The following is a 22,932-nucleotide window of genomic DNA, read 5'->3' on the forward strand; positions in this document are numbered from 1 at the left end:
CCACTTTATTTTTCCCGGATTTTTACGTTATGTCAGATCGCGACACGCTTTTTTCCGCGCCTATCGCCAGCCTGGGCGACTGGACCTTCGATGAACGGGTAGCCGAAGTCTTCCCGGATATGATCCAGCGCTCTGTTCCCGGTTATTCCAATATTATCTCTATGATCGGCATGCTGGCTGAGCGCTTCGTTCAACCCGGCACGCAGGTCTATGACCTGGGCTGCTCGCTCGGCGCGGCAACGCTGTCGGTTCGTCGTAACGTTCACCATGAAGGCTGCCGAATTATTGCCGTCGATAACTCTCCGGCCATGGTGGAACGCTGCCGCCGCCATATTGACGCCTACAAAGCCCCTGTTCCGGTGGACGTGGTGGAAGGCGATATCCGCGAGATTGAGATCAACAACGCGTCGATGGTGGTGCTGAATTTCACGCTTCAGTTCCTGGTACCGGAAGACCGCCAGCTGCTGCTGGACAAAATTTATCAGGGGCTGAATCCTGGCGGCGCGCTGGTGCTCTCGGAGAAATTCAGCTTCGAAGATGCCGAGGTTGGCGAGCTGCTGTTCAATATGCACCACGATTTCAAGCGTGCGAACGGCTACAGCGAGCTGGAGATCAGCCAGAAGCGCAGCATGCTCGAAAACGTGATGCTGACGGATTCCGTAGAAACCCACAAAGCGCGTCTGAGTAAAGCCGGTTTTGAGCACAGCGAACTGTGGTTCCAGTGCTTTAACTTTGGTTCGCTGGTGGCGCTGAAAGCGGGGAAACCGGCATGATCGAGTTCAGTAACTTCTATCAGCTGATTGCCAAAAACCAGCTCTCCCACTGGCTGGAAACCTTGCCCGCGCAGATTGCCGCCTGGCAGCGGGACCAGCAGCACGGCCTGTTAAAGCAGTGGTCAAATGCTGTGGAGTTTCTGCCCGAACTGACCCCGCATCGTCTGGATCTTCTGCACAGCGTCACTGCAGAGAGTGAAGAACCGCTTCCGCCAGGGCAGATCAACCGCATCGAAACGCTGATGCGTAACCTGATGCCGTGGCGCAAAGGGCCGTTTTCACTTTACGGCGTGAACATCAATACCGAATGGCGCTCGGACTGGAAATGGGATCGCGTTCTGCCCCACCTTTCCGACCTGACCGGGCGCACCATTCTGGACGTGGGCTGCGGCAGCGGTTACCACATGTGGCGCATGATTGGCGCGGGCGCGCATCTGGCGGTAGGCATTGACCCGATGCAGCTGTTCCTGTGCCAGTTTGAAGCGGTACGTAAGCTGCTGGGTAACGACCAGCGCGCGCACCTGCTGCCGCTGGGCATTGAGCAGCTGCCAGCTCTGAAAGCGTTTGATACCGTGTTCTCCATGGGCGTGCTTTATCACCGCCGCTCCCCGCTTGAACACCTGTGGCAATTGAAAGATCAGTTGGTCAGCGGCGGCGAGCTGGTGCTCGAAACGCTGGTGATTGAAGGCGATGAACACGCCGTTCTGGTGCCGGGCGATCGTTACGCGCAGATGCGCAACGTTTACTTCATCCCTTCCGCGCTGGCGCTAAAGAACTGGCTGGAGAAATGCGGGTTTGTGGATGTGCGGATTGCCGATGTCAGCGTGACCTCAATCGAAGAGCAGCGCCGCACCGACTGGATGATCACCGAATCGCTGGAGCAATTCCTCGACCCAACCGATCACAGCAAAACCATCGAAGGCTATCCGGCCCCGATGCGTGCGGTGTTAATAGCGACTAAGCCGTAGTCTTAAGGAGAAAAAAAGGCCCCTGTGTAATTGGCAGGGGCCTGGTACAAGCAAGCATCATATTGGGCGACATGATGCGCGGTAAAAATCGGTACGTTGCTACACGTGATGGCGCTCAATCAGCGACTTCATTTCCGCAACCGACTCTCCCTCTACGCCATAGCGTGAATACTCATCCGCTTCAGCATCCGTCGACATTGACAATCCTGTATTGCGATAACGCATGGGCGAAGGTATCCATTTCCCCGCGGAGCTGTGCAGCTCTTCTACCCCGGCGTTTAAAAACCGTTCCAGATTGCTGGCGCGGACTCCCGCACCCGCCATTATTATTGGAACACCAGAATGTGCTTTTAGTTCCGTAATTAATTGCAGTCCTTTTTCAGCTGACGCCTGCTGACCCGATGTCAGGATGCGCGCCACGCCAAGTTCTCCAAGCATTTCAAAGGCCTGAAGCGGATCTTTACACATATCAAATGCGCGATGAAAAGTGACGGCCATCCCCTGCGCGGCGCTCATAATCTGACGCATACGCGGTATATCGATATTGCCGTCTTCATCCAGCAGCCCGGTCACCAGCCCTGGAAACCCCAGGTCCCGAACGAGGGCGATATCATCAAGCATGGCACTGAACTCGCCCGCCGTGTAACAAAAATCACCGCCGCGCGGACGAATAATTGGGTGAACGGGAATAGTGACGGCCTGACGGGCTGACTTCAACACGCCGTAAGACGGCGTCAACCCGCCCTCCTTGGGTGCCGCGCACAGTTCAATGCGGTCAGCCCCGTGCTTTTGCGCGGTCACGGCACACTCCACGCTGTAACAACAAATCTCCAGCAGCGCCATTTAATCCTCCTGAAATTCCACTAAGCGAAACATCATGACACGCCGTTCGTTTTCGGTCCCGGCGTGAACTCACATCTCTTATGCTTCACTGGCAACGATCTGCTCAATGGTCCACGGATGAAACTTCACCGTAACCTGTCCGTCAGTAACGGCCAGCGTCGGGTTAGGTAACCGCTCGCGCTCGCCTTTGGGAGAACTGGTCTTCACAAAAATTCCCGGCTGGCTTAAGCCTTCGTCCGCTAACAGGGCCAGCGCGCGCGCGTTTAACGTCTCCGGCTCACCCGGCAGGACAATCTCGATATGTTCCCAGCCTTCGTGCGGATAGCGTTTCTCGCCTGGCCACGGCAGTTCAACCACGCTGAACTGCCAGTGCGCCACGTTCACCGGCTCATGCAGTTTGAACAGGCAAATGGGGCGGCCATTAATGATATTCTCGGACAGTAACTCGCCGCACTGTTCGAACCCGCGACGCCAGCGCTCGGCGGTGGCATTCTGATGACAGCGCAAAGAGATGTGATCGGCCTCAAGCGGCGCAATATCCAGACCCAGACGGGTGGCAAGTTCTGTGAACGCCTGGGTGAAGCGCGGTAAATCTGCGGAAATATCATGCAGTTCGTCAATGGATTGCCAGTTCGCCATAAGTCATTCTCTTTTCATGTCGCAAAGCCGCTAATTTACTCTGTTGCCCTGTTTTGACCAACCTCAGAAACCGGCTTTTTGCGACTGCATGATTATGCACACCTTCACTGCCTGGATTCTGAGCAATCTTCAGGCCCCGCACTGCTGACGTCAGAAGGCATTTGCAGTATACTCCCGCCCTAAATTCTTTAACTGGCGCGGGCGGTTGTAAGCCCGCATCAAAAACGTAAGGTATCCAGGTGAATATTCAGGCTCTTCTCTCCGAAAAAGTCAGTCAGGCACTGATTGCCGCAGGTGCCCCTGCGGATTGCGAACCGCAGGTTCGTCAGTCAGCAAAAGTACAGTTTGGCGACTATCAGGCTAATGGCGTGATGGCAGTGGCTAAAAAACTGGGCATGCCGCCGCGACAGCTCGCTGAGCAGGTACTGACGCATCTGGATCTTTCCGGCATTGCCAGCAAAACCGAAATCGCCGGTCCGGGCTTTATCAACATCTTCCTTGAGCCTGCTTTCCTGGCAAGCCACGTTGACGCGGCGCTGAAATCCGATCGTCTGGGAGTGTCCCAGCCGGAAGCGCAGACCGTCGTGATCGACTATTCTGCGCCGAACGTGGCGAAAGAGATGCACGTTGGCCACCTGCGCTCCACCATCATCGGTGATGCCGCAGTGCGCACGCTCGAGTTCCTCGGTCACAAGGTGATCCGCGCCAACCACGTGGGCGACTGGGGCACCCAGTTTGGCATGCTGATCGCTTACCTGGAAAAACAGCAGCAGGAAAACGCGGGTGAAATGGCGCTGGCGGACCTGGAAGGGTTCTATCGCGAAGCCAAAAAACACTACGACGAAGACGAAGCTTTTGCCGAACGTGCGCGTAGTTACGTGGTTAAACTGCAGGGCGGCGATCAATACTTCCTCGAAATGTGGCGCAAGCTGGTTGACATCACCATGTCCCAGAACCAGCTGACCTATAACCGTCTGAACGTCACCCTGACCCGCGATGACGTAATGGGTGAAAGCCTGTACAACCCAATGCTGCCCGGCATTGTGGCTGACCTGAAAGCGAAAAACCTGGCGGTGGAGAGCGAAGGCGCAACGGTTGTGTTCCTTGATGAGTACAAAAACAAGGAAGGTGAACCGATGGGCGTGATCATCCAGAAAAAGGATGGCGGCTATCTCTACACCACGACCGACATTGCCTGCGCGAAATACCGTTACGAAACGCTGCATGCCGACCGCGTGCTGTACTACATCGACTCCCGTCAGCACCAGCACCTGATGCAGGCGTGGACCATCGTGCGTAAAGCCGGTTACGTGCCGGACAGCGTTCCGCTGGAACACCACATGTTCGGCATGATGCTGGGTAAAGACGGCAAGCCGTTCAAAACCCGTGCGGGCGGTACGGTGAAGCTGTCCGACCTGCTGGACGAAGCGCTGGAACGCGCCCGTCGTCTGGTGGCCGAGAAGAACCCGGACATGCCGGCCGACGAGCTGGAAAAACTGGCCAACGCCGTGGGTATCGGTGCGGTGAAATACGCGGATCTCTCCAAAAACCGTACCACCGACTATATCTTCGACTGGGATAACATGCTGGCGTTTGAAGGTAACACGGCGCCATACATGCAGTACGCCTATACCCGCGTGCTCTCGGTATTCCGTAAAGCCAGTATCGACGAAAGCGTGCTGGCGAATGCCGCCGTGACCATCACCGAAGATCGTGAAGCACAGCTGGCGGCGCGTCTGCTGCAGTTCGAAGAGACGCTGACGGTTGTCGCGCGTGACGGCACGCCGCACGTAATGTGTGCTTACCTGTACGACCTGGCGGGTCTGTTCTCCGGCTTCTACGAGCACTGCCCTATTCTGTCTGCGGAAAACGAATCGGTTCGCAACAGCCGCCTGAAGCTGGCGCAGCTGACGGCGAAGACCCTGAAGCTGGGTCTGGATACCCTGGGTATCGAAACCGTAGAACGCATGTAATACAAAAAACCCGGCAATCGCCGGGTTTTGTTTTTGCAGTCCTGGTAATCCAACCGTCAGCGATAGTTCACGATGACGGAATTGCTTTGCACCTTCAGCGCCGGAATCAAACGCCCCCCACCCGGCACTTCCCAGATGAAACGCAAAGGTTCAATAGCCGGTACGCCGTTGAACGCCTGCGTTGTCCCATTTTCGCCGTCGATTTCGGTACAGCGCGTCTGAGAGCAGAGGCGCACCCGCAAGCCCGCTGGCGTAGGGCCAATCAGCCGATAGTTCCAGACCACAAGGCCCATCTGACCGGAGACCTCTTCTGAAGGCGCCAGCGGGTTAGACGACATAGCAACACCGCGATTGCTGAGGGTCACCCCCATGCTGCTCGCCTGCCAGGTGCCCCCCCCGGCAGCCTGCGCCGCCAGCGGGAAGAGCAACATCCAAAGCCATTTACGCATTATTTTCCTCCAATCGTCGCGGTCATGCGGATATGACGGTTATCCGACAGCTCCAGATTCGACAGCACGACCAGCTGGTTCAGGCTACGACGCAGGAAGCGGGACAGCAGCGGACGCAGCGCGTGGTTCACCAACAGCACCGGCGGCGCGCCGAGCATCTCCTGACGCGCCAGCGCCTCCTGCGTTTGCGCAAGCAGACGGTCCGCCAGGCCCGGCTCCAGACCGCCTCCGCCCTGCAGAGCCTGCAGCAGCAGACGCTCAAGCGGCGTATCGAGGCCGATCACCTGCACTTCCCCGGTTCCCGGGAACCACTGCTGGGTAATGGCGCGTCCCAGCGCCACGCGCACCACCGCCGTCAGCTCGTGCGGATCGCTTTGTATCGGCGCGTGTTCGGCAAGGGTTTCCAGAATGGTGCGCATATCGCGGATCGGCACCTTCTCGTCGAGCAGGTTTTGCAGCACCTTGTGCAGCGTGGTTAAGGTCAGCACGCCCGGGACCAGATCTTCCGTCAGCTTCGGCATCTCCTGCGTGACGCGGTCCAGCAGCTGCTGCGCTTCCTGACGGCCAAACAGCTCCGCCGAGAATTGCCCAATCAGGTGATTAAGATGGGTCGCCACCACGGTACTGGCTTCAACAACCGTATACCCCTGGATCTGCGCCTGCTCTTTCAGGGCGCTTTCAATCCAGATAGCGGCCAGGCCAAAGGCCGGATCGATAGTTTGCTCGCCCGGCAGCGTGCCTGCGGCGGTGCCGGGGTTAATCGCCAGCCAGCGGCCCGGATAGGCATCACCGCTGCCAATTTCGACACCTTTCATCAGGATGCGATAGCGCGCGGGCGGCAGGTCCATATTGTCGCGGATGTGTACCACCGGCGGCAGGAAGCCCATATCCTGCGCGAATTTTTTACGGATACTGCGGATACGGCCGAGCAGCTCGCCGTCCTGCTGGAAATCGACCATCGGGATCAGGCGATACCCGACCTCCATTCCCAGGGAATCTTCCAGCTGAACGTCGTTCCAGGTCGCTTCGACGGCCTGGGTATTCTCCGGCATTTTGACCTGAACAGGTTCCGCTGCCGGTTTGGTTTCACGGCCACGCATCCACCAGGCAAGCCCCAGCAGCCCCGCCGTAAACAGCAGGAAGACGAGGTTTGGCATCCCCGGCACCAGGCCGAGCAACCCGAGAACCGCAGCGGCCAGCAGCATCACGCGCGGGTTGCTGAACAGCTGGCCCACCATCTGCTCGCCAACGTCCTGATCGGTGCTCACGCGGGTCACAATCACACCCGCCGCAGTGGAGATAACCAGAGCCGGGATCTGCGCGACCAGACCGTCACCGATAGTCAGCAGCGTATAGCTTTCCGCCGCGTGGCCCATGTCCATCCCATGCTGCAGCACGCCCACCAGCAGGCCGCCGACCACGTTAATCACCATGATCAGAATGCCCGCGATGGCGTCACCGCGCACAAACTTACTCGCACCGTCCATGGAGCCGTAGAAGTCCGCCTCCTGCGTCACCTCCGCACGGCGTTTTTTGGCTTCATCTTCGGCGATAAGACCGGCATTCAGGTCGGCGTCGATCGCCATCTGCTTGCCCGGCATTCCGTCGAGCACAAAGCGCGCGCCCACTTCCGCAATACGCCCTGCACCTTTGGTGATGACCATAAAGTTGATGATCACGAGGATGACGAACACCACGATACCGATAGCGAAATTGCCACCCACCAGGAAGTGGCCGAACGCCTCCACCACTTTACCTGCAGCTGCCGCCCCGGTGTGACCTTCCATCAGGATGATACGCGTGGACGCCACGTTCAGCGCCAGTCGCAGCAGGGTGGTAAACAGCAGAATGGTCGGGAACGCGGCGAACTCCAGAGTACGCTGGGTGAACATCGCCACCAGCAGCACCATAATGGAGAGCGCAATATTGAAAGTGAAAAGCAGATCGAGGATGAACGCCGGAAGCGGCAGTACCATCATCGACAGAATTAGCAGGATCAGAATCGGCCCGGCCAGAATCTGCCATTGGGTCGATTTCAGGTTGCCGGGCAGGCGCAACATTGCCACCAGATTAGCCATCAGTGTCCTTCTCGTTCATAAAATCCAGCGCGGCAGGCACCGGAAGGTTCTCAGGTTTCACAGGCCGTTGACCGCCGGCCAGACGCCAGCGCTTCAACTGCCATACCCAGGCCAGCACTTCCGCCACGGCGGCGTAGAGTTGTCCCGGGATCTGTTGTCCAATATCCGCATGGCGGTACAGGGCACGCGCCAGCGGAGGGGCTTCCAGGATCGGCACGCGGTGTTCCGTGCCGATTTCCCGGATGCGCAGCGCGATCAGCCCTGCCCCTTTCGCCACCACTTTCGGCGCGCTCATTTTGTTTTCGTCATAGCGCAGGGCAACGGAATAGTGCGTCGGGTTGGTGACGATGACGTCGGCCTTCGGCACATCCTCCATCATGCGGCGACGGGCGGCGGCACGCTGCATCTGGCGGATACGCCCCTTCACGTGCGGGTCACCTTCCATCTGCTTATATTCGTCACGGATGTCCTGACGTGACATGCGCAGCTTTTTGAAGTGGGTATAAAGCTGGAAGATCACGTCAAAACCCACCATCGGGATAATGCTGAGCACCACCAGCAGTGCGCAAAGCCCGACAAGATTCAGCGCGTTGCTCATCGCGGTGAGCGGCGATTCGCTGATGAGACGCATCATTTCCGGCCAGTGGTACCAGAGGTAAAACCCCGCGGAACTGCCCATCAGCACCGATTTGAGAATGGCTTTGAGCAGCTCGGCCCCGGTCTGAGCAGAGAACATTTTCGCAATGCCCGGCAGCGGGTTCAGTTTGGAAAATTTCGGCTGCAGCGATTTGGCACTAAAAACCAGACCGCCGAGCATCACCGGCGAGACCAGCGCGACCAGCACGACCCCGGTAATCAGGGGCAACAGCGCGACCATGGCCCCTTTAATCAGTTGAATAATCTGGCTGAGGATCAGATTCGGATCGTTGACCATGCTGTGGTCAAAACGCAAGCCGGTTGACAGCATTCCCGCCAGCTTGCGGGCCAGCGACTCCCCGCCCCACCAGATAATGCACACGCCTACGATAAGGATCAGCAGGGAGGTCAATTCTCGGGATCGGGGGATTTGCCCTTCCTCACGCGCCTTTTCTAGTCGGTGGGGTGTGGGGGCTTCCGTTTTGTCGTCGTTCTCTTCTGCCACAGTGCATGCTCAGCCCATTACGTCACGGGTATCATGCCAGCGCAGCGGAAATCCAATGGCGGGAAAAGCCCGTTTATTCGGGCTCTTTTCGGTGATTTTGTCGCAAACCGCCTCAGGCGGCGTAACCTCCTGAGGCGGAAAGGACTATCAGAAGCCGAGGCTGTCCAGCAGGTCGTCTACCTGATCCTGGCTTGCCACAACGCCTGCCTTGGTGGCGTCGAGCTGTGGACCATTGAGCAGGCTTTCGTTCTCGCGTTTTGGACGGGCTGCAGGTTCCGGAATGTTCTCCAGCAGAACCATCAGCAGCTGGCGCTCAATCTCCTGGATAACATCCATCATGCGCTTGATGACCTGACCGGTCAGGTCCTGGAAATCCTGCGCCATCATAATGTCCAGTAGCTGGGCGTTGGTGAAGCTGGTGTGGCCCGGCACATCGCCAAGATACTGACGAGTATCCGTTACCAGCTCGCGGGCATCAGCCAGCTCGATAGGGTTTTCAAACCACTCGTCCCAGCGTTTGCTCAGGGCTTTCGCCCCCTTTTCCATCGCATCCTGGTGCGGCTGTGATGCTTCAACGCTGTTCAGCGCACGTTCCGCAGCCTGAGCGGTCATCTGCACGACATAGTCCAGACGATCGCGGGCATCAGGAATCGCTTCCGCCGCTTCGGCAATCGCCTGATCCAGACCCAGCTCGCGCAGGCTGTCACGCAGCATGCGCGTCAGGCTGCCGATGCGGACGATGATATCGCTCGGCGAGTGTTCTTCAACGGGTTTCATAGCAGGTTGCAACATTTCCATCACCTCACATGCCGAGTTTCTCGAAGATCTTACCGAGCTTCTCTTCTAGGGTTGCCGCGGTGAATGGCTTCACCACATAGCCGCTTGCGCCCGCCTGTGCAGCGGCAATGATGTTCTCTTTTTTCGCTTCTGCAGTGACCATCAGAACCGGCATAGAGGCCATTCCCGCATCGGCACGAATAGTTTTCAGCAGTTCCAGACCGTCCATGTTTGGCATGTTCCAGTCGGAGATAACAAAACCAAACCCGCCAGCCTGCAGTTTGTTCAGCGCATCAACGCCATCTTCTGCTTCTTCAACGTTGTTGAAGCCCAGCTCTTTCAGCAGGTTGCGTACGATGCGACGCATGGTGGAAAAGTCATCCACAACCAAAAACTTAAGCTCTTTATCCGCCATAAAATAATACTCCTGAGTCAAATACGTATTGCCTGTCCGGCACTGATTTTCGCCAGCATCTGCTGGCTTACCTGGCTAAGATCGACCACTTCGCTCACGCCACCCATATTGATGGCCTCGCGCGGCATGCCGAACACCACACAACTTGCTTCATTCTGCGCAATCGTCCAGGCGCCAGCCTGGTGCATTGCAAGCATTCCGGCGGCACCGTCGTTGCCCATCCCCGTCAGGATCACCCCTACGGCGTTGCGCCCCGCATGTTTCGCCACCGAATGAAACAGCACATCCACCGACGGACGGTGCCGGTTGACCGGCGGTCCGTCATGAATTTTGATTTGATAGTTAGCGCCGCTGCGCGCTAGCTCCATATGCTTGTCGCCCGGCGCGATATAGGCATGCCCCGGGAGCACGCGCTCGCCGTCTTCCGCCTCTTTCACGCTGATCTGGCACAGCTTGTTCAGGCGTTCGGCGAACGAACGGGTAAAGCCTGGCGGCATATGCTGAGTGATCAGAATACCCGGACTTGAAAGCGGCAATGGCTGGAGTACATGACGAATTGCCTCTGTTCCTCCGGTTGACGCTCCAATGACCAGCAGTTTTTCCGAGCTGAGTAATGGACCGGCCTTCAGGGTCGCCGGCGCGGCCATCGGCGTGTGGGCGGCAAGCTTCGCACGCGACGCGGTGCGGATCTTCTCGGCGATCATCTCGCTGTAGGCCAGCATCCCTTCGCGAATGCCAAGCTGCGGCTTGGTGACAAAATCCACCGCCCCCAGCTCCAGCGCGCGCAGGGTGATTTCAGATCCTTTCCCGGTCAGGGAGGAGACCATCACCACCGGCATAGGCCGCAGCCGCATTAATTTTTCGAGGAAATCGATGCCATCCATGCGCGGCATCTCGACATCCAGCGTTAGCACATCGGGGTTATATTTTTTAATTAAATCCCGCGCTACCAGCGGATCGGGCGCGGTTGCCACCATCTCCATGTCGCTGTGGCTATTGATAATTTCAGTCATGATCTGACGCATCAGCGCTGAATCATCGACAGACAACACCCTGATTTTACTCATGCTTTTTCCTTACTCAGCGCATATACCGTTTGCCCACGCAGGCTAAACTCACGCACGAGATTGCTGAAGTTTTCCGAGTGCCCGGCAAACAGTAAACCGTCAGGCTTGAGCAACGGAACAAACCGACGCAGAATGTCCTGTTGCGTCGTTTTATCAAAATAGATCATGACGTTACGGCAAAAAATGGCGTCGAACGGCCCCGGCACGTTGTACTGCTTATCCAGCAGGTTAACGGGCGCGAATTCGACGCAGTTCGCCAGCTCCTGGCGTACGCGCACCAGGCCTTCATGCGGGCCCGTCCCGCGCATGAAATAACGCTGCAGCTGCTGCGGCGACAGCGTTTTCAGTTCATCCTGGCGATAAACACCGTTACGCGCCTTCTCCAGCACTTCAGTATCGATATCGCTGGCGTAGACCTTCCAGCGTCCCGGCGTCATTCCCAGCGTATCGGCAAGGGTGATCGCCAGCGAGTATGGCTCTTCACCCGTCGAGGCGGCCGCACTCCAGACGCGATACTCCCCGGTGCGACGGCGCGCATGCTCGGCCAGAACCGGGAAGTGGTGAGCTTCACGGAAAAATGCCGTCAGGTTGGTGGTTAACGAGTTAATAAAAGCCTGCCACTCGGCGCTGTTCTGGTTCGCCTCGAGCATGCTCAGATAGCGGCCAAAATCATCCAGCCCCAGCGTACGCAAGCGCCGCACCAGACGGTTGTAGACCATGTCCCGCTTATGATCCGCAAGCACGATCCCCGCACGCTGGTAGATTAACTGACATATCCGACGAAAATGCGCGTCGGACAGCGCGAGGCGCTGTGTCATCTGCAACAATAATGACGTTTGCCCAGGGGGCATTGGTGATGTCATAGCGCCTTCTTAATTACATTCAGGATACAACTGGCACGGCCTGCGACCGCCCGACTTCTGTTACTGCTTCAACGTGCTCTTTCACATTAAATACCGCGACCAGTCCGGTAAGACGATCCGCCTGGCTGGCCAGCTGATCGGTTGCCGCTGCCGCTTCCTCAACTAACGAGGCGTTCTGTTGCGTCACCTGATCCATCTGGCTGACCGCCTGGGCAACCTGCTCAATGCCGCGACGCTGTTCATCCGAGGCCGAGGCAATTTCGCCCATAATGTCGTTAACCCGCGTCACGGAGGTGACGATCTCGTGCATGGTTTTCGCCGCCGTATCCACAAGCGTTGAGCCCTGCTGAACGCGCGAGACCGACTCTTCGATCAGGACCTTGATTTCTTTCGCCGCGTTGGCGCTGCGGCTCGCCAGGTTACGTACTTCCCCCGCCACCACCGCAAACCCGCGCCCCTGCTCCCCGGCTCGCGCCGCTTCCACAGCGGCATTCAGCGCCAGAATGTTGGTCTGGAACGCGATACCGTCAATCACGCTGATGATGTCACCAATTTTCTGCGAGCTGGTGGCAATCTCCTGCATGGTGCTGGCGACATGGGACGCCTGGTCACCGCCTTTCTTCGCCGTCATCGCCGCCTGTTTTGACAGGTCAGACGCCTGACGCGCGTTATCGGCGTTCTGGCTTACCGTCGCCGTCAGCTGCTCCATGCTGGCCGCCGTCTGCGCCAGCGAGGCCGCCTGCTGCTCTGTGCGGGATGAGAGATCGTTGTTACCCGCAGCAATCTCTGAGATCCCGGTGTGCATGGCATAGCTGCCCTGCCGCACGTCGCTCACCGTTTCCCGCAGCGATCCCTGCATCGCCTTCAGGCTGGCAAAAATCGCCGAAATTTCGTTTTTGCCGAACACCGCCACCGGACGCGCCAGGTCGCCTTTTGCAATACTGTCGAAATGGCTGCTGACGATCGCCAGCGGCTGCACAATCATTCTGCGCGACCAGAGCAGCGCCCCGCCGGTCAGCAACCCTGCCAGAATCACCACCACGGCGAAGATGACGCCCGACATGTGATAGCTTTGACGGCTCTGGTCACCGGCACGCTGTACAGACTGGTTGATATCCTGCTGCCAGGCGTTAAAGCTGCCGTCAAACGCTGCCTGAGACGCCTGGACCGGTGCGGTCATAAAGTCCGACAGCTGGTTGTTCTCAAGCCACGTCGCCTGGTGGTCCAGATCGCTGTACCACTGCTCAAAGTTCGTCTTCATGGCGGCCTTCAGCGCTTTCTCTTTCTCGCTGTCGGCGGCCTGCGCCGTAAAGGCTTTAAACTGTGCGTCAGCCTGTTTCAGGCTGTCGCGCGCGGTTGCCATCAGCGCTTTAATGTCATCCGGCGGATAGCTCAGCGCGGTTAAGGTTCCCGCCTTGTTCAGCGCAGTGCTTGCCTGCAACAGCACGGCACGCGTTTGTGCCAGTGCGGAGCGCTGCTGATTACTCGCCTCAACTTCCTGCAAATTCTGATAGCCATCGCGAAACGCCCAAAAAGACAACCCGTTACTGCCAACCTGCAACACACCGCAAAGGATCAGAATCAAAAACAGTGTGGTCGAGATACGAATACGATTTAACATCCACGCTCCCATCAAGCGGCAAGCAGCCGCGGTTTAATTGTCAGTCAAAATGTTTCCCAGTTTTCATCTTGTCCGGTCGTCGCGGTACGCGTACGGAGTGCAGCCTGTTCAGCGGCTGGCGCGCGGTACGTCGCCTGCGGAGTGACCGTGTTTCCAGCGAGTGAAGCGAGACGAAACGCCGAGACGGCCATCTTCAGACGGCTCGCCTGGTCTTCCAGGGCAGCGGCCGCCGCAGCGGACTCCTGCACCAGCGCGGCGTTTTGCTGTGTCACGCGATCCATTTCCGATACCGCCAGGGCAACCTGGTCGATACCACGACTCTGCTCATCAGACGCAGAGGCGATTTCCCCCATGATGTCCGTCACGCGGGTAACGGCATTCACGATGTCATTCATGGTCTCCCCGGCGCTTTCCACCAGCACGGAGCCGGTATCCACGCGGGAGACAGAGTCTTCAATCAGCGACTTGATCTCTTTTGCCGCGTTGGCGCTGCGGCTTGCCAGGTTGCGCACTTCCCCGGCCACCACGGCAAAACCGCGTCCCTGTTCGCCCGCTCGCGCCGCTTCCACGGCGGCGTTCAGCGCCAGAATGTTGGTCTGGAAAGCAATGCCGTCGATGACGCTGATGATGTCGGCGATTTTCTTCGAGCTGTCGGCGATTTCGTGCATGGTTTTCACTACGCCATCCACCACGCGTCCGCCGCGCTGCGCCGTCTCGGAGGCGCTTTCTGCCAGCTGAGACGCCTGGCGAGCGTTATCGGCGTTCTGCTTCACGGTCGCGGTGAGCTGCTCCATGCTGGCGGCCGTCTCTTCCAGGGCGGAAGCCTGCTGTTCGGTACGGGATGAGAGATCGTTATTCCCCATCGCAATTTCGCTGGTGCCGGTGTAGATAGCCTCCGACCCGTTACGCACGTTGGCGACGGTTTCGATTAACGAACGCTGCATATGGTCAACGCTGTTTGCCAGTTCGGTGATCTCATTGCGCCCGGAAACGGTCAGCGTTTTAGTCAGATCGCCTCCGGCAATTTCACGAATGTGGGCAATGACGCGCCCAAGAGGATTCAGCAGGATATGGCGAATGCCGTACCAGACCGCGACCAGCACGATGACCAGCGCCAGCGCCATTACGGCCATCTGCCATTTCGCAAAGCGGTAGTCATTCTGACTTGCCGTAAAGGCCGAGTGATAGAGATCGCCACTGGCCTTCGCGTATTCCCCCAGCGCCGCGCCGAGTGCGTTTTGCATCCCCTGCGTCGGCTGCGCGAAATAGGCGTCCATATTTCCGCTCTCCAGGAACTGAATGAGCTCTGTCAGACCGGTATGGTAGGCATTGTATTTTTCATCGATATTCTGGCTCACCTGCTCCATAGCAGGCTGCGGGGCGATCTTTTTGAAGGCGTCGTAATGTTTCGCGGCGTCAGCGAGGGTGGCACGGGCATTTTTCAACAGATCGGTTTTCGCGCTGCTCTGCTGATTGTTAGGGTCCATCATCATGCGCGCGGACGAGCGGCTCAGGTTGATACGCGTTTGCAGCATTAGATCCCACGTCGACGTGAGTTCACTCTGCTGCAGGCGGAGATCGTTCGAGGCCGCGAAACTGTCCTGGTTCTGTTTTAATGACGAGAAAAAAAGCCCGCCGGAGATGAGCTGAAGAAGTGCGAAAATGACCAGCACCATCATGAGCATTGTGACAACGCGGATACGGTTCAACATACAACACCTTCTCATAGATTTATTAACGGTGTTATCGGCACAGCCCACAGGAACTTTACATTTGCGAAAGGGAAAAGCGCGGGGTTAAAACGCCACGTCGACAATAAGCGTGTCGGTGTAGGTTCCGGCAGGAGGCGTGGCCTGACTGGTCAGGACTTTCGCGGTGTAGTTGTAGGTGCGCAGTAAACCGTCGGCACTTACCTGCGACGACGTCGCGCTGGACCAGCGCTCGCTGCCGCTGCCGCCCCAGCGGTTACCGGTGGCTTCCTTATAGATGTCGTAGCTCATGGCGTTACTGCCGCTCATCATGCGCCGCACGTTGTTCAGCGCGTTGGCACCGTTATTAATGCCGATGGTATACGTACTGCCTTTGGTACAGGTGACGGCAATCGCCTGCGAGACGGTAGGGAAACTTTGCACCAGCGGCGCGCTGTTGAAGTTGACGTCCGGCGTGGTCATGGCGCTGCAGTCGTTGGTGACGGTCATATCTAACAGGATGGTGGTTGTCGCGGTACCCGTCTGATTGATTGAGCAAAGGCCGAGTGCGCCCACGGAGCAGACGCTGTAGTTAACGCTGAAGGTTAACTGCACCTGATATGGCCCGGCAGTCACGTTTTGCCCGGCGACGGTGCGGAAATAAAGTGGAATGTTGTACTGCTTTGACCCCAGTAACCCCAGCAAGGTATTCCCGCTCCAGGTATACGATTTACTTATCTGTATCTCGCTGCTGCTCGCGCACCCCGATAGCCCGCACAGCCGGGTGGGGATCACGTCCGTGATGGCCGCATTATCCGTGCGTTTCATGGTGGCCCGACTGTTGCCCGAAACCGATGCCGCGGTGTAGGTCAGCGTTACCGAGTCGCTGGTCAGCAGATTCAATACGGCATCACAGGCCACCACCAGCGTGCCGGTGGTTTGAACTTCCCCGGTTCCGCTGAGCGCGAACGAAGTGACGCTGCCAAACGACGCATTAACCGTACTGACGGTACACGCCGCCCAGCCGCCGCCGGAAAAAAGCAGCAGGATCAACAGCAGCAGGCGCGTCATGGCTCCTCCCGACAAATCAGCGGCCCGTAGGTTTTTAGCTTGTGCTCCGGATTGGCCCCCACGGTCAGAGTGGCCTTGCAGCGTTTACCGTCAGGTGCAATCACCTCGAGCGGGTTCACATCGCTGAGATTTTCCAGCCATGCGATGCCGTCATACCCCACCACCGCATTGCTGCGCGAGACGCGTCGGACCTGGCTTCCCACCGGCAGCGCCTGGCCGCGCGCATCATGCAGAATGACGCTTGCCACCCGCTCCTGCTCCATCGGGAAATCGACCAGATAGCCGCTGTGACGGCGGATCGCGATCCGCCGTTCGGTCTCTTTCAAACGGGTATCCGCCGGCAGATTCAGGGTATCAATCCGGTAGCTTGCCGGATAATACGCCGACACCCCGCTGATCAGCAGGTAGCCGTTATTATTGGTTTTACCGACGGGCTGGTTCTCATAGCTGACGGGCACGTCCGGATGGCCGTCGGTACTGATAACCACAAATGCATCGTTGATCTTATTCGCCGCAAACAGCTCGCCGTCCATCAGCACAATTGCGCCCATCGCCTCGCCCCACCAGGTCATGGTGTCCCTTTCGCCATAGCCGCCGCCCTGCAGCTCTATGTTGTTATTGCGCCAGCCCAGCGTAGCCTGTTGATAATCGCTGGATCTTGACTGGTTGGCCCAGGCCATGTTCCAGCTGAAACCGCCGTCAGAAGGCATAGAGTGGTTGTAGTTAATGCGCTGGGTACTGCCGGCATCCGGGGTATTTTCAACGGTGACGGCAGCGCTGTCGCGTGCCCCCAGCGGCACCTGCAGCGACAGCGCGACCGTCCAGTCTCCCCGCTGCTGGTCCCGGCTGCCGGCCAGGTAAATGCTGCTCGCCCCCCACAGGTTGCGGCTCCAGGAGAGATTGAGCAGTTCGGTTTTTTGACTGTCAAAACTCTCCACCCCAATCCAGGCCGCGCCGATATTTCCATACCGTCCCAGATTGAAGGTCAGAGAATACTGATCCGTATTACGGCTAAAGCTGGCGATGGGCTTATCGTTTTCGTCATATACCGTCGGCTGATCGTAGAGGGCCAGATTGCCAAAGCCGCGGTCGCGACGCGTGTGTTGAGTGGCGACGCTAAATTCGCTGGTACTGTACTGGTAACCCCAGTTGATTTGCCCGCCCGCATCCCCGCGCATGCGGCTCTGCGAGTAAGAGGTATTTACCACGCCAAACTGGCCGAGTTTTATTACCGTCCCCGCGCCACCCAGCGCCAGCTCCTGCGCCCCTTCTGCATGCCCTTCCAGCGTTAGCCAGTCCGTCACCCCGTAGCGATACGAGCCGCTGCCTGCCGCCGAGCCGTAGTCAAAATTCTTGATACCGTAATTACGCCGCAGGCTGCCGAGCGTCACGGCGCCGTCGCTCAGCCCTTGTTTAAGTAAGTCACTGGTGACGTAAAACGGGAGCGTGGTGCTGACCTGGCGTCCCAGCGCATCCGTTGTGACCAGTACCGCATCCCCGGCGCCGTTGATATAGGGTAAATTAGTCAGGGTGAAGGGGCCGGGCTGAAGCTGGGTCGAACCGGAGCGATAGCCGTTGATAAAAAGATCGACCGAGGTGGGTACCGCGGCTTCCCCTGCGAACTCGGGCAGCGGCCATGTCACCAGGTCAGGTCGCAGGGAGAAATCCCGCCCTACGCTTACGCCCCCCATCCGCACGCTGGAGCTCCAGCTCAGGGCATCGCTGATCACGTCCCCGACGCTCCAGCTCATCGCGTCATCTTCGTGAGTGAACAGCAGGGTCGTATCATAGCGGACATACCCTTCCTGCTGGCCGTCATTACCGGTGAAATTTTCCCGCGCGTAACCGGTGGAGGAAAACGAGCCGTTCTCGTTGAAGTAGCGGAACTCATGCCAGAGCGACGCCTGACCGCCGATATGTTCCGTGTGGTTAGTGTAGAGATCGTAATTCAGCAGCGCCCCGCGGCCAAAGTGCGGTTTGGCCTGCGCCGTTTGCCCACTAAAAGACGTCACGCGGGCCGTCACCCAGTCACGGGGCACGGTCAGCAGCAGGCGCTGCGCGGCGCTGTCATACTCGACCCGAACCTGAGCAAGCGAGGAGAGATTCACCTCTCCGGTGGGAACATGCGCTGGGGGCAGCCCCGCGCGCAGCAAATCGGCGCTTGATATAAAGAAAGCGCCTTTACGCTGCGTCACGGGCACGACCAGACCGGTATCGTAGTGGTTCAGCACGAGGGCAAGCTGGAAAACCGCTTCATCATTTATCGCCTGCGCCTGGGGTGGTGGCGGCAAACTGTCGTCGCCGGGCTCGGCCAGGGTCGCGGAACTGACGCAAAGCAGTATCATCATCGCCGGCTTCAGTTGACGGGCGTCGACTGCCATTGTGCGTCCCTGGCATTAATCTGTGCGCTCATCCGCTCTGGCTGACGAACGCCAGCGGGTATGGGCCAGCTGCGGCTGCTGCCCGGGAGGACGTAACCCAGTAGTCCTTCCGCTACCGTGCGTTTCTGCCCTCCCTGCTCCAGCGTCACCTGGCTCAGCCTGACATGGACATCCCCCCGATTTCTGACCTCCAGCACAGGCTGCCCCTCCGCGCGCGTCACACGCCAGCTCAGGTTTTGGGGTTCCGCCAGCGCGTGATGCGCGCCCTCTTTCATGGTTCGGATCCCCTGTCCATACACGAACAGAGGGATGGAGTAACGCATCTGCAATTTGAGGCCGATGGCAGGTTCGGCTTTTGCATCAGGCTGGGGGATTTCATCCACGATAATGCGGTAAGCCTGTTCGACGCCCGCGGGAACCGCAGCCTGTTTGATAAGGCGAATAAGCTGCTTGCTGCCTGTGCCAATCGTGACGATGGGCGGGCTGGCGACCACGTCCTGCTGCGAGGTATATCGCTCGTGTCCGTCCTCCTGCTTCCAGCGCACGATGCGGACCTGCATCGTCGTGGCGCTGTTTCCCTGGTTCTGGATCCACAGTTCAGTGGCGTTGGCGTCCGCAGCAAGCCACGGGTCGATAGGCCAGAGCAGAATGGTGGCTGCGGCCTGCGCCTGGCCGGCAACCGCCATTCCCAACGCGCCCGCCAGACAAACGGGTCTGAAAAATGGCTTCATCAACACTCTCCCTTTATTACCATGACAAGGTCACGGTGAGCTGATCGGAATAGGTTCCCGCCGGGCTAAACCCGGTCAGTAGCGCTACGCCAAAAAGCGGTAGCGCGATGTTATTGCTGTTGGTATAGGTCACCGGTATCGCCTGGTTGACGCCAATTTCACTGTTTGCGGCCAGCGAGCTGCTGCTGTAGAGCCGGTATGGCACCAGCTCTGTTCCACCGGACCGCTTCATGCGGCGAACGGATGAATAATTCTGCCCGCCATTAATGCTCATGCTCAGCGACACGCCCGGCGTACAGGCGATAGACAACGCCCCGTTTGGCACAAAGCTGGTGCTGACCGGCGCGCTCTCGACGCCGTTATGGCTGCCAAAATCCAGCGTACCGAGAAGCCCTCCGCTACCGGTGGCCACCGCGCACCCTGGAACAATCGTCGCGCTGACCTTAAAGGACTGGGATGTCACCGCATCCGCTGCGGGCATCATGAGCAATCCGGCGATCAGCGCGAAAAAAGGCTGCACGATTCCCTCTGCGCGATTGCGCAGACCAGTAAGAGTTGCCTTCATGGCGGTGCAGGACTAATAGGTTACGCTGACGTTTATCGTGTCGGTGTAGGTGCCCGGGACGACCGTCACGCTGTTACCGCCGCCGGTAATCCGTCCGTAGAGGGTGTAACTGTCCACCCCTCCGGCCGTTGAGGCGATCGGCAGCGCGGCATTATTGGCAATCACGCTGTTAAACCCGCTGTCGCTGTACAGGCTGTATGCCACACCCTGAGCCGCGTTGGCGGTGTTAACCAGATAGCGCGCAGGTGTTCCCGGGGTGCCGACAACGGTGCCGGGGGCGGTAGAGTTGGTGTTGCCGGTGATCGCCACCGTATAGCTGGCGGTTGTACATTGAATGGTGAAGGTGTTTCCGCCGCTGGCGCCGGTTAGCTGCGTGGTCAGAGTGGAAAACGTTGCGGGATGGGTGCCGAAATCCAGTGTCCCGAAGTTAATGCCGTTTTGCGTGGGCGATCCGTTTATCAGACAACCATTCGTGAGCGTCAGCGTCGCCCCGATGGTGCCGCTGCTGGTAACGGCCAGCGCCTGATGGACCGTTGCCGCAGTCAGTAAGGTGCCTGCGCAGATCAAAAGGAGTTTTCTTTTCATTTACCACCCTCCAGAAGACGTCTCCGTTCCCTTGCCACGTTTTATTTTTGTCGTTCAAGATGTTAGCCCCGCTTAATGTTCCTCTGAGGGGGGTTATTGAGAATTTAGTTTACGGATATCGCTTCGACCACCTGCCATACAACGCATAAGCCATATGTCTTATTGACTAATTTTCCCTATAAATAACAGAGAGTTAAATTAAAACAGGCAGCGATTTTATTATATCTGAGGAGAATATATCCATTAAAGTGTGACAGCGATCACAATATATCGTCTGCACATTACCAACAAATTTAATAAAACTTAAAAAGGAGTTTTATCCCCCTACACTTTGCGTCAATTTATGTGCCGAATAATTTCCTGCATCGTAATAAAAAATTTATATGTATCGATGCGGGCTACATCTGAAGCGCATAGAGGGTCTTTTTTCGTGGCAAGTGCAAACAAACTCACACTCTTCATCGTGATATTCATGCTGGCGGGTATTCTTTCAGGGGCAGCAATTCATGAGTATGCATCTGCGGATGCCATCAAAGCCTGGTCGGATAATATTACCCTTCTGACCGATATTTTCCTCCGTCTGATCAAAATGGTCATTGCACCGTTGGTCTTTAGTACGCTCACCGTTGGCATTATGAAGCTGGGCGAAACTTCCACCATTGGCCGCGTCGGCGGTAAAGCGATGGTGTGGTTTATCAGCTCATCCGTGCTCTCTATTCTGGTCGGACTGTTTATCGTCACGCTGGAGCATCCGGGAAGCGGTCTGAACCTGACGATCCCAACCGAGGCGGTAGATACCGGTCTGGCCGTTGGAGGCATGACGCTGAAAGCGTTCCTGTCGCACACCATTCCAACCAGTATCGCAGGGGCGATGTCAAACAATGAGATCCTGCAGATTGTGGTGTTCTCGATGTTCTTCGGCATTGGCGGCGCGTCGCTGGGACAGAAATTCAACGCCCCGCTGGTGGCCGCGCTGGATGTGGTTTCCCATATCATGCTGAAGGTAACAGGTTACGTGATGTACGTTGCGCCGCTGGCTATTTTCGCGGCGATTTCCTCCGTCATTGCCACGCAGGGTCTGGGCATTCTGCTGAACTACGCCTCGTTTATTGGTGGCTACTATGTTGCCATTCTTCTTACCTGCATGGTGCTGCTGGCCGTGGGTTACATGGTGCTGAAAAAAGAGGTGTTTCGCCTGGTCAGCATGCTGAAAGACCCTGTTCTGGTGGCGTTTACCACCAGCAGCTCTGAAGCCGCCTATCCTAAAACGCTGGAACAGCTGGAGCGCTTTGGCTGCTCGCGCAACATCGCCTCTTTCGTTCTGCCGATTGGCTACTCCTTCAACCTGGTGGGTTCGATGGTGTACTGCTCATTCGCCTCGATGTTTATCGCGCAGGCATACAACATTCACCTGAGCTTCTCTGAAGTGACGGTGCTGATGCTGACCCTGATGCTGGCGTCGAAAGGGATTGCAGGCGTACCGCGTTCTTCCCTGGTGGTGCTGGCAGCAACCATTCCGAGCTTTAATATTCCGGTGGCGGGTATTCTGCTCCTCATGGGGATCGACCACTTCCTGGATATGGGCCGTTCCGCAATTAACGTTCTGGGGAATGGTATTGCGACCGCGATGCTGTCGCAGAATGAAGGTGCGCGGGAAGCGGACGCTGAAGCTGAACTGGTAAAGCAGGAAGCGTAAGGTGAAAAAAAGGGTGAGGCCTGATGCCCTCACCCCAGCCCTCACCCACAGGGTGAGGGAGCAAATACAAAAAACGGCAACCTCGGTTGCCGTTTTGCATTTACTTACGCGACGTGACTCGCGGCGATGTCCAGCAGCGCCATCTCATCGCTGTTCAGCAGCTTCTCAATGTTCACCAGAATCAGCATACGCTCGCCGAGCGCGCCCAGTCCGGTCAGATATTCGGTCGACAGCGTGACCGCAAACTCCGGTGCAGGACGAATTTGGTCAGAGGTCAGGGAAAGCACATCAGATACGCCATCCACCACGATACCTACCACGCGCTGCCCCAGATTCAGAACGATCACCACGGTGTTGTCGTCGTAGTCAACGTCGCCCTGGCTGAACTTCACGCGCAGGTCCACGATTGGCACAATGACGCCACGCAGGTTGGTGACACCTTTAATAAACGCAGGCGTGTTAGCGATGCGGGTAACCTGGTCGTAACCACGGATTTCCTGCACTTTAAGGATATCGATGCCGTACTCCTCATCGCCTAAAGTGAATACCAGGAATTCCTGCCCTGATGGCTCGCCCGCCAGTTTCGTTACATTACTCATACCGGTCAT

21 protein-coding genes are annotated in these 22,932 nt (G+C 57.7%); 4 read left to right on the forward strand and 17 right to left on the reverse strand.

Translation table 11 applies throughout. The features are described from left to right. The first annotated feature begins 29 nt into the window (after positions 1 to 29). Positions 30 to 773: a carboxy-S-adenosyl-L-methionine synthase CmoA gene (gene cmoA, locus KGP22_RS13145; protein ID WP_111964821.1), complete on the forward strand. Its 744-nt coding sequence runs from the start codon at positions 30 to 32 to the stop codon at positions 771 to 773. Then, positions 770 to 1,741 carry a tRNA 5-methoxyuridine(34)/uridine 5-oxyacetic acid(34) synthase CmoB gene (cmoB, locus tag KGP22_RS13150; RefSeq protein ID WP_111964822.1) on the forward strand — a complete coding sequence of 324 codons (972 nt, stop codon included), beginning with the start codon at positions 770 to 772 and terminating at the stop codon, positions 1,739 to 1,741. The genes cmoA and cmoB overlap by 4 nt, the downstream gene beginning before the upstream one ends. A gap of 99 nt (positions 1,742 to 1,840) precedes the next feature. Here the strand turns inward: cmoB and cutC are convergent, their stop codons facing one another. Further along, positions 1,841 to 2,584, reverse strand: coding sequence for a copper homeostasis protein CutC (cutC, locus tag KGP22_RS13155; protein ID WP_223579418.1), 744 nt, complete (start codon positions 2,582 to 2,584; stop codon positions 1,841 to 1,843). A gap of 78 nt (positions 2,585 to 2,662) precedes the next feature. Beyond that, complete coding sequence (locus KGP22_RS13160; RefSeq protein WP_127731458.1) at positions 2,663 to 3,223, reverse strand: VOC family protein; 561 nt, start codon at positions 3,221 to 3,223, stop codon at positions 2,663 to 2,665. Positions 3,224 to 3,462: 239 nt separating this feature from the next. On the opposite strand from KGP22_RS13160, the gene argS reads away from it, so the two are divergent. Continuing rightward, entirely contained in the window at positions 3,463 to 5,196 is a 1,734-nt protein-coding gene (gene argS / locus KGP22_RS13165; protein ID WP_223579420.1) for an arginine--tRNA ligase, read from the forward strand. 56 nt (positions 5,197 to 5,252) lie between these two features. On the opposite strand, the gene KGP22_RS13170 is transcribed toward argS, so the two are convergent. The 14 genes from KGP22_RS13170 to KGP22_RS13235 all read right to left on the reverse strand — a co-directional run bounded on the left by KGP22_RS13170 (position 5,253) and on the right by KGP22_RS13235 (position 20,628). Continuing rightward, entirely contained in the window at positions 5,253 to 5,645 is a 393-nt protein-coding gene (locus tag KGP22_RS13170; RefSeq protein WP_111964826.1) for a flagellar protein FlhE, read from the reverse strand. Next, complete coding sequence (gene flhA / locus KGP22_RS13175) at positions 5,645 to 7,723, reverse strand: flagellar biosynthesis protein FlhA (RefSeq protein WP_111964827.1); 2,079 nt, start codon at positions 7,721 to 7,723, stop codon at positions 5,645 to 5,647. Before flhA ends, KGP22_RS13170 begins: the two co-directional genes overlap by 1 nt. Continuing rightward, positions 7,716 to 8,864, reverse strand: a complete 1,149-nt coding sequence (flhB, locus tag KGP22_RS13180; protein ID WP_048992249.1) for a flagellar biosynthesis protein FlhB — start codon at positions 8,862 to 8,864, stop codon at positions 7,716 to 7,718. The genes flhA and flhB overlap by 8 nt, the downstream gene beginning before the upstream one ends. Positions 8,865 to 9,011: 147 nt before the next feature. After that, on the reverse strand, positions 9,012 to 9,656 hold the full coding sequence (gene cheZ / locus KGP22_RS13185) for a protein phosphatase CheZ (protein ID WP_111964828.1): 645 nt from the start codon (positions 9,654 to 9,656) through the stop codon (positions 9,012 to 9,014). A 10-nt stretch (positions 9,657 to 9,666) separates the two neighbouring features. Then, positions 9,667 to 10,056, reverse strand: a complete 390-nt coding sequence (cheY, locus tag KGP22_RS13190) for a chemotaxis response regulator CheY (protein ID WP_008500431.1) — start codon at positions 10,054 to 10,056, stop codon at positions 9,667 to 9,669. Between the two features lie 17 nt (positions 10,057 to 10,073). Beyond that, a complete protein-coding gene (locus KGP22_RS13195) occupies positions 10,074 to 11,123 on the reverse strand; it encodes a chemotaxis response regulator protein-glutamate methylesterase (protein WP_008500430.1) in 1,050 nt (349 codons plus the stop codon). Further along, the gene (gene cheR / locus KGP22_RS13200; RefSeq protein ID WP_111964829.1) at positions 11,120 to 11,986 is read right to left on the reverse strand and encodes a protein-glutamate O-methyltransferase CheR; all 867 of its coding nucleotides are present in this window, start codon (positions 11,984 to 11,986) and stop codon (positions 11,120 to 11,122) included. Before cheR ends, KGP22_RS13195 begins: the two co-directional genes overlap by 4 nt. A gap of 19 nt (positions 11,987 to 12,005) precedes the next feature. Beyond that, positions 12,006 to 13,607: a methyl-accepting chemotaxis protein IV gene (gene tap, locus KGP22_RS13205; protein WP_133294695.1), complete on the reverse strand. Its 1,602-nt coding sequence runs from the start codon at positions 13,605 to 13,607 to the stop codon at positions 12,006 to 12,008. 44 nt (positions 13,608 to 13,651) lie between these two features. Beyond that, positions 13,652 to 15,319 (reverse strand): methyl-accepting chemotaxis protein II, encoded by a 1,668-nt coding sequence (tar, locus tag KGP22_RS13210; RefSeq protein ID WP_115875701.1) that lies wholly within the window; start codon positions 15,317 to 15,319, stop codon positions 13,652 to 13,654. A gap of 84 nt (positions 15,320 to 15,403) precedes the next feature. Continuing rightward, positions 15,404 to 16,366, reverse strand: coding sequence for a spore coat U domain-containing protein (locus tag KGP22_RS13215; RefSeq protein ID WP_223579424.1), 963 nt, complete (start codon positions 16,364 to 16,366; stop codon positions 15,404 to 15,406). Next, the gene (locus KGP22_RS13220; protein ID WP_111964832.1) at positions 16,363 to 18,747 is read right to left on the reverse strand and encodes a fimbria/pilus outer membrane usher protein; all 2,385 of its coding nucleotides are present in this window, start codon (positions 18,745 to 18,747) and stop codon (positions 16,363 to 16,365) included. The genes KGP22_RS13215 and KGP22_RS13220 overlap by 4 nt, the downstream gene beginning before the upstream one ends. Further along, complete coding sequence (locus KGP22_RS13225) at positions 18,723 to 19,478, reverse strand: molecular chaperone (RefSeq protein ID WP_223579426.1); 756 nt, start codon at positions 19,476 to 19,478, stop codon at positions 18,723 to 18,725. The genes KGP22_RS13220 and KGP22_RS13225 overlap by 25 nt, the downstream gene beginning before the upstream one ends. Before the next feature lie 16 nt (positions 19,479 to 19,494). Continuing rightward, positions 19,495 to 20,043 (reverse strand): spore coat U domain-containing protein, encoded by a 549-nt coding sequence (locus KGP22_RS13230; RefSeq protein WP_111964834.1) that lies wholly within the window; start codon positions 20,041 to 20,043, stop codon positions 19,495 to 19,497. 12 nt (positions 20,044 to 20,055) lie between these two features. Continuing rightward, entirely contained in the window at positions 20,056 to 20,628 is a 573-nt protein-coding gene (locus KGP22_RS13235; RefSeq protein ID WP_115875706.1) for a spore coat protein U domain-containing protein, read from the reverse strand. Positions 20,629 to 21,058: 430 nt separating this feature from the next. On the opposite strand from KGP22_RS13235, the gene KGP22_RS13240 reads away from it, so the two are divergent. Then, on the forward strand, positions 21,059 to 22,324 hold the full coding sequence (locus KGP22_RS13240) for a dicarboxylate/amino acid:cation symporter (protein ID WP_111964836.1): 1,266 nt from the start codon (positions 21,059 to 21,061) through the stop codon (positions 22,322 to 22,324). 104 nt (positions 22,325 to 22,428) lie between these two features. Here the strand turns inward: KGP22_RS13240 and cheW are convergent, their stop codons facing one another. Continuing rightward, positions 22,429 to 22,932 carry a chemotaxis protein CheW gene (gene cheW, locus KGP22_RS13245; RefSeq protein ID WP_023312262.1) on the reverse strand — a complete coding sequence of 168 codons (504 nt, stop codon included), beginning with the start codon at positions 22,930 to 22,932 and terminating at the stop codon, positions 22,429 to 22,431.

The sequence above is a fragment of the Enterobacter sp. JBIWA005 genome, assembly GCF_019968805.1.
Classification (GTDB): domain Bacteria; phylum Pseudomonadota; class Gammaproteobacteria; order Enterobacterales; family Enterobacteriaceae; genus Enterobacter; species Enterobacter vonholyi.